At 45.1% G+C, this 13984-nt stretch carries 9 protein-coding genes; 4 read left to right on the forward strand and 5 right to left on the reverse strand.

What is annotated here, in order from left to right; genetic code table 11:
* Nucleotides 1-127: 127 nt before the first annotated feature.
* Together ACFFUV_RS06755 and ACFFUV_RS06760 are read right to left on the reverse strand one after the other, a co-directional pair.
* Nucleotides 128-2911: a beta-glucosidase gene (locus tag ACFFUV_RS06755; protein WP_390190681.1), complete on the reverse strand. Its 2784-nt coding sequence runs from the start codon at nt 2909-2911 to the stop codon at nt 128-130.
* Complete coding sequence (locus ACFFUV_RS06760) at nt 2901-3164, reverse strand: hypothetical protein (RefSeq protein WP_390190682.1); 264 nt, start codon at nt 3162-3164, stop codon at nt 2901-2903. The genes ACFFUV_RS06755 and ACFFUV_RS06760 overlap by 11 nt, the downstream gene beginning before the upstream one ends.
* A gap of 588 nt (nt 3165-3752) precedes the next feature.
* Here ACFFUV_RS06760 and ACFFUV_RS06765 point away from each other — a divergent pair.
* A complete protein-coding gene (locus ACFFUV_RS06765; protein WP_390190683.1) occupies nt 3753-4991 on the forward strand; it encodes a glycosyl hydrolase in 1239 nt (412 codons plus the stop codon).
* Between the two features lie 129 nt (nt 4992-5120).
* Here the strand turns inward: ACFFUV_RS06765 and ACFFUV_RS06770 are convergent, their stop codons facing one another.
* Nucleotides 5121-6485, reverse strand: coding sequence for a cellulase family glycosylhydrolase (locus ACFFUV_RS06770; protein WP_390190685.1), 1365 nt, complete (start codon nt 6483-6485; stop codon nt 5121-5123).
* A gap of 389 nt (nt 6486-6874) precedes the next feature.
* A complete protein-coding gene (locus tag ACFFUV_RS06775; protein ID WP_390190687.1) occupies nt 6875-7744 on the reverse strand; it encodes an aldo/keto reductase in 870 nt (289 codons plus the stop codon).
* 675 nt (nt 7745-8419) lie between these two features.
* Here ACFFUV_RS06775 and ACFFUV_RS06780 point away from each other — a divergent pair.
* Nucleotides 8420-9958, forward strand: coding sequence for an alpha/beta hydrolase-fold protein (locus ACFFUV_RS06780; RefSeq protein WP_390190688.1), 1539 nt, complete (start codon nt 8420-8422; stop codon nt 9956-9958).
* A 14-nt stretch (nt 9959-9972) separates the two neighbouring features.
* On the opposite strand, the gene ACFFUV_RS06785 is transcribed toward ACFFUV_RS06780, so the two are convergent.
* Nucleotides 9973-10611 carry an AraC family transcriptional regulator gene (locus ACFFUV_RS06785; protein ID WP_390190690.1) on the reverse strand — a complete coding sequence of 213 codons (639 nt, stop codon included), beginning with the start codon at nt 10609-10611 and terminating at the stop codon, nt 9973-9975.
* 294 nt (nt 10612-10905) lie between these two features.
* On the opposite strand from ACFFUV_RS06785, the gene ACFFUV_RS06790 reads away from it, so the two are divergent.
* Both ACFFUV_RS06790 and ACFFUV_RS06795 read left to right on the forward strand, forming a co-directional pair.
* Nucleotides 10906-11799, forward strand: coding sequence for an ABC transporter substrate-binding protein (locus ACFFUV_RS06790; protein ID WP_390190692.1), 894 nt, complete (start codon nt 10906-10908; stop codon nt 11797-11799).
* 43 nt (nt 11800-11842) lie between these two features.
* Nucleotides 11843-13927 (forward strand): TonB-dependent siderophore receptor, encoded by a 2085-nt coding sequence (locus ACFFUV_RS06795; RefSeq protein ID WP_390190693.1) that lies wholly within the window; start codon nt 11843-11845, stop codon nt 13925-13927.
* Nucleotides 13928-13984 lie beyond the last annotated feature (57 nt).

The raw sequence follows: 13984 nt of genomic DNA on the forward strand, positions 1-13984 counted from the left end.
GTTACAGAAAACCTAGTTACAGCAAACCTAAAGTCCAGCTCACTGCGAATAAAAAAGCCTAACTCTTAATGAGTTAGGCTTTTTAGTTTCCTAGATATTCGACTCAAATAAGCATCGAGCCAAAAGGTTAAAAGAAGTAGGATTCCGATTTAGCGACTTTAACCGCATCTTGAACCGGTTTCGCGAGCGGGTTGGAATCACTGGTTCTCATCACAATTTCATGCTTGGCATGCATCGTTTTACGCAGCAACATGTTCTGAGCACTATCGCCAATCAAGATCTTATAATTACCTTTGTCGACGTCCCAGCTATCGGTTTTTTGCACGTAGTGAGCAAACGAGCGAGCATTGAGCGCAATCGTCACTTGCTTAGTTTCGCCAGCCTCTAAATACACTTTATCAAAGCCTTTCAACTCACGCTTAGGACGTTCAACCTGAGCGTTCTTAGGGGCAATGTATAACTGAGGTACCGCGTATCCAGCTCTTGCTCCGGTGTTGGTCACTGAAAACGTCGCATACATGGTGCCTTCTTTCACGTTACGGTCACTAAGCGTCAAACCCGAATAGTTAAAGTCAGTGTATGAGAGGCCGAAACCGAATGGATACAATGGTTTATGCTTACTCTCTAGATAACCTCGATAACCCAAGAATAACCCTTCTGAGTAAGTCATTGAGGTTTTTGCATCATCACCGACGTACGCATCACGATCATGATATGACGGGTAGCTTGGGTTAAATTTGAACTTTTTATCCAACGAAATGGGTAATCGACCCGATGGATTCACATCACCGTACAGGATTTCAGCCAGCGCTTGACCACCAAATTGACCGCTATAGAAAGCATGCAATACACCCGCCGCTTTCTTGTTCCATGGCATCATATTCATGCCACCGCCGCCGTGCATCACAACCACCGTATTGGCATTGGCTTTGGTCAGTTTTTTCAACATAACTTGCTGCTGATCCGGTAAGTCATAGTTTGGATCCATACCTTCGCCTTCGTACTCATAGTTACGACCGACAACCGCGATAACCGCATCATATTGATCAATATCTTGAGGTGGGTTTAACGCCGCCCAACTGAACTGAAGCCCATTCAAACCGCCAAGGTCAACTTGGAAACGGTTCTGACGCTGGTACTCAACTCGAACGTTGTAAAGCTTACCGGCTTTTAGGCGCGGTGTTTTAACGGTCACAGGCACCGCATTCGGTACATCTTGAGCGCGAGGGACGCCGTCACTTTCCATCATCAACTGATCATCAAGGAACACTTTAAATGCACCATCAGCCCGGACTTTAAGTACTTGTGGCCCCGTGGTAACCGGACGAATTGAACCGACAACGCGAACGGAAAACGCACCGTTTTGTGGGTTAATCTCAGTCAGCTGGCGTGAGCCATCAGCGGCATCTTCAGGAACGGCGCTACAATCAATACCCGTTGCCTCAAAACCCGCTTGTGTACAAGGGTTTGTCACGTCATTGGTCATCGTTGCCCAATTGAAGTTGACGCCAAGTTCACGACGGATCAGGCTTGGAGTACCAGTAAAATCGTGATTGTTGTAATATTCAACCGTCACACCGGGGGCACAATCAGTATCATCGCTCATACAAGAAGGCTGCAGGAACTGCACTTTGCTCGGATTCAGCGACATGCTATCAATAAAGGTCACATTGTCAGGATTTACGTTGAGCTGTTTTAATCCTGCCAGTTCTGAAACATAACCATTTTTCGCATCTGAGTTGGCTGTACCAAACGGCGAACTTGGTGCTTGTTGCGCCGCATTACCAACGACCGCGATACGCGCAGATTTATCCAAAGGTAAAATTTGCCCTTGGTAACGAGAGTGGTTTTTCAACAATACAATACCTTCACGCGCGGTTTGCAGCGCCGCCTCTTGCCCATATTCTGGGTGATCAAGCGATTGAGCGTAGAAGGTTCTTTCATCAAACCCATAACGCACTAAGGCGCGTAAATTACGCTTCACTTTGTCATCAATCACATCTTGATGCAGTTGACCGCTATTAACGTAAGGTTGAAGTTCATTCTCGGTGAATTTGAGACCCGATGGCATATCGAGATCCGTCCCCGCCCATGCACCTTCAAAACTATTTTTTACTGAGTTGAAGTCGGACAATACAAAACCCTGATAGCCCCATTCACCTTTGACGATATCGGTAATGACATGGTGATTCTCACAGGCGTAATCACCATTCACTTTGTTAAACCCGCACATCAACGCAGCGATATCAGCGTTTTTAACCAAAGACTCAAAAGGCACGAGATACATTTCACGCAAAGTGCGTTCATCTACCCGCACATCTAGGTTTTGTCTGTTTGCATCCTGCTCATTGGCTACCAAGTGTTTCGCACCTGCCTGAACACCTTGAACTTGAATACCGTTGGTGATCGCAGGCGCCATGACCGAACATAAATAAGGGTCTTCACCACACACCGACTCTGCCGCGCGGCCATTAAGCGGCGTACGATATAAATTCACCACAGGTGATAGCAATTGCTCACCACCAGCTATCCGCGTTTCATACCCGAGCGCTTTACCCAACTGCTTAGCACGCTGAATATTCCATGTGGCGGCGAGCATCGTTTGCGAAGGGTAACTAGCACCAAAAATTTCCTTATTGACATATACGCCCATCGTCGAGTCATAAGCAACCGTGCCTTCAATACCGAAGCGATGATTCGTCGGAATCATGTGCCCGTCATCAACGCGGATAAATTGATATTTTTCCGATTGGGACATGTTATCGAGAATCGAACTCACTTTCGCTTCAACATCTGCCCAAGAGCGCCCCTGATAATAACCGGAAGACTCTTGGGAAGATGCTGCAGAAACGGAAGCAGTTAATAGACTCAAAGCGACGACGCTACCGCTTAACACCAACTTATTTGTCATTGTTTCCCTCCACTTTTACGTTTATCGCATCGCTGTGCTTTGATTCTACTTGAAGCAAAGTTTGGCGCTCTCCCTGCGACTGATTGCGATTAATATATTCACTGGCGTGTGTTATTTGCTCTTTGTTTTGCTCATATTGCTTGCGAGCATCGATTGTATTTTGTTCGTTGCTAGTTGCAGCCTGAGAAATATAGGGCGACATCCCCAACAACGCAGTACTTAATACAGACAAAGATAAAGAAAACCTAGTCACTTTGTTACCTCAATTGCGTCATTTTAAAACATGATAAAATCTAAAAATAACTCATCATAAATAATGAGCTGTTTATTATGCTATATCGAGATGGTAGGTAATTGACAGTGGTAAAACATTAACCACTCAACTGTTCAAATTAACAACAAACTCTCACCCAATTATCATTAATTTCAATAAAAACAGCAGTTTAAAATTAAACAACCGCAGGGTAAATATGAAACAAAACCCATAAAATTAATAACAAAATCAATAAGAAAGGGATTTTATTGGCTCAAATCGACACTAAACTTTCTAAAAATTGACATTAATTTTACAAACAAAGGCTGATAAATAATAAATCAGATCAAAATATCAGGATTATTATCAGCAATAAGCCCCATTGACAGATTAATTAAAAAGCGTGCTCACCCCTTATAACTAAAAAGTGGTCGTCCATCACACGTGTTATAGGCAATACAAATTTAGATTTCGATCCAAAAATTGATCACCTACCCTGAACAAAACGTCAAATATAAAGTTTGCTTACACCACCATCACATAACAAAAAAGCATCATGCTATAACAGTACATTTAATGTAGGTAATAATGAAAATATTAACTTATTTAGTACTGATGATGAGCATGGCTTTGGCCCATATCACACCCGCTTGTAGCCAGACAATTAAACGCGGCATCGCCACAACACAGCTATTTGAAGAAGATTTGAGCATCATGAAACATCGAATTTCATGGTGGTATAACTGGAGTAGCGAACCGACGTATATCAAAGATCGCGCGCCAAGTAACCAAGGGGTTGAATTTGTTCCTATGGCGCTGAACGGCGATTTCAATGAAGCCTGGTTAAGAAACTACCTCGATGGACATCCAAGTGTGCAATATCTACTGGGGTTTAATGAGCCAAACTTTGTCGATCAAGCTAACTTAACGCCCCAGCAAGGCGCTGATTTATGGCCTCGACTTGAAACGATCGCCAGCGATTATGGCTTACAACTTGTCAGCCCCGCCGTGAACTACAGCCCTGGTGACGTTGATATTCCCAACACCGACGATGATGGTAACCCATTTGAATATCTCGATGCTTTCTTTGAAGCGTGCTCAGATTGCCAAGTTGATTACATCGCCGTTCATGCTTATATGGCTGACCCTGACGCACTCAAACAGTATATTAATCACTTTTATCAGCGTTATGGTAAACCGATATGGATAACAGAATGGAATTTCGATGCTCCAGGGCAAACTGAAACCTTAGAGCAGCAAATGGATTACATGGCTGATATCGTACGCTGGATGGATAATAGCCAACAAGTCTTTCGATACGCATGGTTTGTCGGGCGTAGCACTCACAGTTCATCGGCTTGGCCCTATGTTGATCTTCTGGATGCGCCCGGTTATTGGTCAACGTTGGGAAAGCTATATCAAGGTATTCAACATCACGATGACTACACCCTGCTGCCCAGTGTATTACAAGCTGAATATGCTCGCTCACTACGAGGCTTTAAGCATCGTGTAAGCTCAACGGGCCCTGTGGTTGAAACCCAGCTATTTTCTGATATTCAAGCGACCAAAAAGCAGCTCACATTCCAAATTAATACCGAACATTCAGAAGATTACTCTCTACTCTTTAGTTACTCTGGCAAAGAGTATTCAGAAATCACGGTATCAGTCGATGGAGAGCAAAAAATGACGATCCCACTATGGGCGACGGGTAGCTCATATTACTGGACGCAGCGCCAATCTCGCCTCTTTCTACCGGCGGGGCTTCACTCCTTGAGCATAGACGTCACCGTCGGCAATCCGAACTTTGATTGGTTCACGCTTTATTAGCATGTTGAATGTCGGCCACAAATAAGGCTTGTACTCCGCAAGTCACCACCAAGAGAAGCGCCGAAGCGAATATAGCAACAACCACGAAAAAGCCGCGACTTGCGCGGCTTTATTACGTCAAATTGAAGCTTACTGACACACATCCCCAGTCACGGCGGAAGCATCACCGTTTCCGTTGCCAATAAAGCCGACTTCAACGCTTTGCTCAGGCGCAATGGCCGCGTTCCATGCCAAATTACTCGCGTGATATGAACCAGATAAGTTTGAGCCCCAACTCTGTGTAATGGTTGTACCGTCGCCGTAAGACCAGTTTACATTCCAGCCATTGATGGTGTTGTTTCCATGGTTGGTAATACGAATGGCGCCTTGGAAACCTCCTGGCCAACTGGACGTAATCACGTGCTCACAAGTGACGGAGCTTGGCGTATTCGAGCCGCTGTCATCATTTGAGCCGGAATCTGAAGAGCCATCATTCGATGAATCTTCCCCTGTGTCTGTGCCAGTATCATCATCGCCGGCTTCAACTTCAGTTCCCCAGTTGGCAATAATGTTCTTGACGTAACTCCCTGACGCGGTGAGGTCACTGGCTGACCAATTACCTTGCGGATTAACCCCGGGCTTGATGATTGACGCGCCTTCATTTTTGTCGCTCACCGCCCAGTTGAGGTTGGTGATGTTGTTGGTTTTTAAGAACTCAACCCACTGATCAACGCTATTTTGTGCCACGCCGCCATTTCCGTCAGCATTCACCGCGCCCCACTCCGTCACCATCAACGGAATACCATTATTAAGGGCCGTTGCCGCTTTATCACGCAAGAATTGACCATGCGTACCCGCATAGAAATGCAGAGAATACGCGATGTTTGTGCCGCTGATAGGATCTTGCGAGGCGACATCAACGTCTTGTGACCAGTTTGGCGTACCCACAACAATCAAGTTATCAGGGTCAATGGCACGAATAGCCGAGATCACATCTTGAGCGTACGGCTTAATGACGTTTGACCAACTCACCGCCAGTGGTTCATTATAAATCTCATAGATAACGTTGTTATTATCACCATAGCGGGTTGCCATCTGCTCAAAAAATGCGATAGCTGAGGCTTTTTTATCTTCGCCATGGTGGGTATGAAAATCGATAATCACATACATATCATTTTCAATCGCCGCATCAATCACCGTGTATGCGCGCGCTAAGTTACCATTAGGATCTTCGAGGTAAGAACCGTTGTTATCAGCGCCAATCGCAACTCGAACAATGGAAGATTTCCAATCATCCTTTAGCCACTTCACCACATTGGCGTTGTACATTTTCTCCTGTTCCCATCCTGTATTACTCCAGAAAAAGCTGTTACCAGCAAAACTGGTGACTTCACCACCACTAAGAATCTGGTTCCCACTGACGCTGAGTGCTGGAACACTCGCCATGGCGCTGCCAGCCATCATTGAAACGGCAAGCGCTAATGACTTCATAGTTCGTTGATTTAGTGTCTTCATTCCTTTTACCTATTTGTGTTTTCTTTGCGATTAATTTATAGATACACCATATGCTATAAATTTCTTATAAAAGATTGACGACACAAATAATTAGAATGAATGAAACCAAATGCCCAGAGAAACAAACAATGATTGGGAGCAAAAATTCAGTTTAACTAAAACTGACAAATTGCTTGTTGAAAAGCGTGAATATCATCGCTCTCTGACATTGCTGATATCGTTGTTTTAATTGACAAAAATGATGATTATTTCAGCATTTCATTACCAAGGTGGAAAACTAAAACTGAGTTGAGTGGTTCTGATAAAGGAAAATAGAGAAGAGGTCGCTCGCCCCTAGACTTAGCTAGGGGCGAAAGAGATTTGATCAACGCATCAAATCAACAGCAAGGTTATTCGTGAATTTTAACGCTGAGGCAACCACGAACAAACTCTGGGTCAAAGTGCTTAACCGCTGGGCCTACGTAGCCTAGATCTAGAGAGGTGATCTGTTCCATCTCTTCATCCGTTAAAGAGAAGTCCCAAATCGCATAGTTTTCTTCAATTCGATGCTGTTTGGTTGACTTAGGAATCACAGTCACACCGCGTTGTACGTTCCAACGAAGAATCACTTGTGCCACACTTTTACCATGTGCTGCAGCAATGCCTTGAAGCATTTCATCTTCAAAAGGTTGATAACGACCGCCACCCAGTGGCGCCCATGCTTCCGGTTGAACGTTATAGTGCTTCATGGTCTCAAGCGCAGCAGGCTGAGCAAAGTAAGGATGCAATTCTACTTGGTTAACCATTGGAGTAATTCTGACGGTTTCACAGAAATTCGCCAATACATGCGCATAGAAGTTGGAGACACCAATCGCTTTAAGTTTGCCTTCTTCATAAGCATCCTCAAGAGCACGCCACGCGCTGAAGTAATCTTTCATCGCTTGGTGCAATAGGTAAAGATCAAAATACTCTAATCCTGATTTTTTCAAAGATGCATCAATCGCCGCTTTGGCCATATCGTAATTAGCCATATCTTGCACCCAGAGTTTTGACGTAATAAACAACTCTTCACGAGTACAAAGCCCCTCTTCAATCGCTTCACGTACAGCTTCACCAACGGCATCTTCGTTGCCATACACTGCCGCGGTATCAATTAGACGGTAACCAGTGCGAATCGCTGCAAGGACGGATTCTTTACACTCTTCTTTGTCGGTTACCTGAAAAACACCAAAGCCAGCCATAGGCATCTTAAGGTTGTTGCTTAATGCTGTATATTCCATAGAAGAATATCTCCGTAATAATAGTGAATTGGATATCGACCAAAAATGGGGTAACTAAGCGTCATTCCTATGCGGGGGTAAGCGGCTAGAATGACGTTTTCATCTTCACCGATATCACGATAAATAAGATCCTGTGTTTGTTTTTTGTTATCAGGAGTAAGGAGCTAAACGCATTCATTGAGTTTAGTCAATAAATTCGAGAAAAATATAAGTTTTCTTAATTGAAAAACAGGTTAATTTTTAACAGGACCATCGAGATTCAAGGGCGTTTTCCTCGTGCTAACTTACACGCCTTTTTTTCGTGCCACAGAGCAATACACTCGGCCTCTGCTACCTGTGAGGCCCACTAATGTCAGAGCGACCAACACAATAACCGCGCGCTCAACGCTTATTGAATTGAGCATTTGTGTCGTATAGATCTAAATGAGTCGGTCTCTTATCGCGAGAAACTGCCGCTAGGTAGTCAACAATCAATACCTAGTGTGGCTTGGCCTGAGCCATGTCGTCTTCGATGGCAATCGATGCCGAAGGTTTTGTCGTCGATAGGCTCCAAACAGCAGTTATCAATGACAACCATCGGTATTTTCTTGATAATGGCGACTCTTTGGATAAACGCACCACTTTCTGACTCACGGCTTGTTCTGTGATAGCTCTTATTGGATAACGGCGGTAGAAATGCATCAACACTTCACGATCACAACGCATTCTCAATGGAAACAATACATCGATGCTCCTAGCTATTTCCGTGGGTCGATTGTGAGTGATAACCCTATCCAAGCGATTTACGTCACTGATAGTTCGGGCAGTACGGTTCGCCAATTAATACAAAATGGTGAACAAGAAGCTGAAGTTTTTTTGTATCTTGACCATGCTGATCATTATATCTTTCATCTCGTACCGCAGCCTGAAGTCCGCACTTGTGTGACCATTGCCTTGCACGCGGTACCGCTCAAAAATGACCAATACCTATCTCCCAACCACACGATCATTAGCCCACTACTGTTTCGTACCGCGCAGCGGATCGCCCAACATGATGCCATCGCCGAGACAACGTTTTGGACCCTCATGGATAAACGTGGCACCCCACTAATTGAAGAAAGCGATGGCAATAACACCATTGTCACGTTTCTCTATCAAGGTGACACCTCGACGCAAAATGTGCTGGTTTTGGGAGCGCCATATGATGGCCAAGTACAATTGGCACAAATTCCAAATAGTAATATCTGGTTTAAGAGTTATGAGATACCAAATAGCAGCCGCTTTTCATACCGCATCGCGGTGAATGTTCCTCAACTAGCCGACAATAATTGGACGGAACAGTATCTCGCGGCCTTTTCGACCATTAAGGTTGACCCCAAAAACCACCAGCCTCAATTTAACCACGGTGACGCTTTGTTTGGCTCTGCGTCGACATTAACCTTAGCCCAAGCCCCCAGTGATTCGACAATTGAAGAACATCGCTCCCCCAAAGGCAGCGTCAAAGAGCTTCAATACTACAGTCAGCAGTTAAATAATACTCGCACTGTGCATTTGTATCAGCCACACACTAAATACCCCCTCGATGCAAGCTCACCGTTGCTAATTTTATTTGATGGCAGTGAATACCTCAGTAAAGTACCGACTCCTGTCATTTTGGATAACTTAATTGCAGAGGGGCGAATTCCACCGATGCGGGCCGTGTTTATCGATACGCCAAGCCCCAAATTGCGCGCTCAAGAACTGACGCCCAATACCGCGTTTGCTAACTTCCTCGCCACCGAATTTAAACCATGGCTGTGCGAAAGCCTTAATATCCGCCCGGATGCGAAAAACACGATTTTGTCCGGCTCAAGCTTTGGCGGCTTAGCCTCGTTATACATTGCGTATAAATACCCCGAACAGTTTGGCAAAGTGCTTAGCCAGTCTGGATCTTTTTGGTGGGCGCCACAAACTTCACCTCAAGCAGTCACCAAACCGGAGCACTGGTTTGCAGATATCATCGTCCAAGAGCCGACACAGCCGATAGACATCTACATGAATGCAGGTCTATTTGAAATAAAGCCAAAATCTTATGAAATTCTTGAAACCAATCGAAAACTGGTCAGCGCGCTGAAAACACGCGGCTACCGAGTGACGTTTGAAGAAGTGGCGTGCGGACATGACTATTTTAGCTGGCGGGTGACTCTGGCTCACGGGCTGACCGCCCTATTCAACCACCCACAGTATCAAACTTAAAACTTGCACCAATGTTACAACGCTTTAGATTGGAACTTGCCTGGCGTTTCACCAAACCGCTGACGAAACGCTTCAATATAGGCGCTGACATTGCTGTAGCCGCTACGTTCTGCCACTTCAGCAATCGTTAAACCTTCTTGAATCAATTTTAACGATGTAATGATTTTCGATTGCTGACGCCATTGACTGAATGTCATCCCAGTCTGTTTAATGAAAATGCGACTTAAGGTTCGAACACTGACTCCCCAGTGAGAGGCTAACTGTTCTTGGGTTAACTCGCTTGATGGGCATTTCATTAGTTGATCGGCAATATTGCGAGCCCGGCGGTCTAACGGTAACGGTAACCCTAGAGGGAGTTCTTCTAAACTCGCGATCTCATAGCCTAACAGCGCCACTAAATGCGACATATAAGTTGATGGATAACTCTCATCATCGAGCTCGCTAGATTTTTGCAGTAGTGCGCCAAGAAACGTATTCACCCCGTAGACACCTGGCTCATCTGGAAATCCGTCCGCTTCGGAATAGTCTAAATTCAGCACATAAACTTGTACCGATGAGAATATTTTTACCTTGTGCGAGCAATCCTTTGGCGTCCAACCCACGGAGCCAGGAGTCACAGCCCATTCCGCTTTACCCGTTTCGACATTGATCATGCCATTTTTTAGCCAATACAGCTGTCCAAATGAGTGTTCATGCCAAGGGGTTTCTTGAGTTTGGGTGAGGTTGAGGGATTGGATATTGATAAAGATGGCTGATTATCCGTATTAATTGTCAATCTAACGATAATAATATCACTGACTGATCATGTACATTGCATCTCATTAATAATTAAATGAGAATGAGATGCATCTCTGTCAGGAAATCATTGTCCCACATTGGAACATGCCTTGGGAAGCATTCTCTCTAGTCGGTTTATTCTGTTCAAGTTTATTGAAAGGCTTCAAGTGATGGCACGCATCAAATCGTTTTTTTTACTCTTTATCATTAGCATTCTTGCCTTACCTTCTGCCGTTTACGCGGAAGAATCCGTGAGTTCACCGTCGGCAAAACGAGTGGTTGCGCTTACTTGGTCGTCTGCAGAAGCTCTGCTGGCATTAGGTATTACGCCCATCGGTATCGCAGACCGTCAAGGGTATAACGATTGGGTAAAAGAGCCCCAGTTGCCCACAAATGTGGTCAATGTCGGCACAAGAGCAGAACCCAATCTAGAAAAAATACATGCATTACAACCTGATTTGATTGTGTCCAGTTCTCGACGCAATGTTGACCTCTCATCGATAGTTGACGCTCAAGTGCTTACTCTCGATACCTTTAACGCACAACATGACAATGGCCAAGCCATTGACCGGCACTTTCTTGAAATCGCGAAAGCCGTCGGCAAAACCGAAACAGCCAAGCTCGTGCTGAAACAAAGAGATGCTCAGATAAACACCTGGAAACAAAAGCTTGAACAACACTTTGCTGATGGTATTCCGAAAGTCACGCTGGTGCATTTTTTAAACACCACTACAGCGGCCGTGTATGGAGAGAACTCGTCCGTTGAATACGCGCTATCAAAGCTTGGTATCTCACCCGCCATTCCAACCCAGAATACGGCTTATGGCGTCACTCATGTCCCCCTCAAACAACTTTCCTCAGTCGGGAGTCAGGTTCTGATTTATATCCGCCCTTTTGTTGAAGAGCAAAAGCTGTTTTCCAGCGTTCTTTGGAAGCACATGCCGTTTGTTAAGCAAAAGCATTTCTTGACCATTGAACCTTGTTGGACCTTTGGCAGTGCGAGTTCGATTGAGCGAATCGCCAAAGTCACTACCAACGCGTTACTTGCCATGGACAATCAGTAAGCCTGCTTACTCTCCCATCGAATAAAACAAAAGGAATTAGACGGTGAAACGATTCACATACTCTCCCATTGCCTTGAGTTTGGCTTTGATCCCTAAACTGTGCCTTGCGGCCGCCGAAGAGACGGTGACCGTGATAGGCAGTGAGTTGGCAAGCCCTGAAGTAAGTAACACCACAGGGTTAGCCTTGACTCCAGAGGAAACTCCTCAATCCATGACGGTGCTCGACGCTCACTATATCGAGCAACGTAATCTGTCGTCGGTTGATGATGTCCTACAGCGAGTTATTGGTATTACATCACTCAACACCGATGATGTACGTAATCAATTCCAAGCTCGAGGTTTTGTCATCAACAGCTATCAAGTTGATGGTATGCCATATAGTTGGGGCGATACCGCCGGCTTTAGCGGTCAAACACAAATTGACACGTCTATTTATGAGCGTTTGGAAGTTGTTCGCGGTTCAACGGGGTTATCGACTGGCGTGGGCGAGCCTTCTGCCTCAATCAACCTAGTTCGAAAACATGCAGATAGTGTCGATCTGATCGGTAATGTGCACGCTTCTATCGGCAGTTGGAATCAGCAACGCGTGGTCGCGGACATGAGTCATGGTTTAAATGCTGAAGGTACGCTGCGAGGCAGAATAGTAACAAAGTACGAGCAAGGAGATTCGTTCGTCGACCTTTATGAAAGTAATCGAAAAGTGCTTTATGCGGTCATTGAACAAGATCTTACCAATACCAGCTTACTTCGATTGGGCGCAAGCTATCAAGCCGATGATCGAGATGGTGCATCATGGGGAGGCCTACCTGGCGTTTATTCGGATGACACGCCAACCCACTTTTCACGCTCAAAGACAGCGGCCACCGACTGGAACTATTGGAATACTGAACATGTCAGCGTGTATGCTAACTATGAGCATCAATTCTCAAATGGATGGCAACTGCAATCAAACTATAGCCATACGAAATACAGTCAGCGGGCCAAGCTGACGAATATTAACGTAGGCGCATTAGAAAAGGAGGGGTCAGGTCTCTTCGCGTGGTCGTATAACAATGAAGGTAAAAGCAGCCAGGATAGTATTAATCTAAAGCTTAACGGGACATATCCCGCTGCAGGCCAGCAACACGAATTCATTTTGGGATTAAGCTACAACCATTTAGAAGATTTTAATCAGTATTATGCAATGGACCCAGCGGCGTTCGCGCCGATTGATAACTACCTTACTTGGAAAGGCAACTTAACAGAACCTAGCTGGGCCCAGAATACAACCACTGAATACGATTTCTCGACCACTCAATTGGCATTCTATACCGCAACGCGTGTTCACTTATCGCCAAAGACTAAAGCGATACTCGGTGCTAGAATCGCCAACTGGCAACGTAAAGGCGAGAACTACGGTGATGTTACCTATGGTGATGACGGCATTGTCACGCCTTACGCAGGCTTACTTTATGATTTAACCGATCAAACTCGACTTTATGCGAGTTATGCAACCATCTATGAACCGCAAAATGCACAAGACCGCGATGGTGAATACCTTGATCCAATAGAAGGTAAAACCTACGAAGTCGGGTTTAAATCAAACCTCAATGAAGACATTCGCCTTTCAGCAGGGTTGTTTAGGATTGAACAAGATAATTTGGCGCAAGACGACGTCGGCTACACGGTTCCCAATACCTTGGAAACCGCGCAAAAAGCAGTACAAGGCACTGTCAGTCAAGGTCTAGAATTACAGGTCTTCGCCCGCCCAATCGAAGGACTAGATTTTAACCTAGGCTATTCACGATTTCGCGCTGAAGATAAGGACGGCCACCAAGTAAACACTGAGTTTGCACGCGAACAAATCATGTTTTCCAGTCAATATCAGTTGATTGATTGGCTACCAGCGTTAACTGTTGGTGCAGATGTGCGGTGGCAAAGCGAGATTCATGCCTCTGATGATATTCGTCAGCCAGCCTACTCACTGGTTGATCTTATCGCCAGCTATCAACTAAATAAAGATATCACCATGAGATTAAATATTGAAAACGTGCTGGACAAAAAATATTACAGCTACCTAAACTCTGCCAACACCGTCCGCTACGGTGAACCAATGAGCGCCCAACTTACCATCAATTACAGTTTTTAAACTGAGTGAATCAGCACCAAGAAAAATCCCCTAGAGAACACAATGTCGCTAGGGGAT

It is taken from the genome of Vibrio olivae, from assembly GCF_042428525.1.
In the GTDB taxonomy this organism is placed as follows: Bacteria; Pseudomonadota; Gammaproteobacteria; order Enterobacterales; family Vibrionaceae; genus Vibrio; species Vibrio olivae.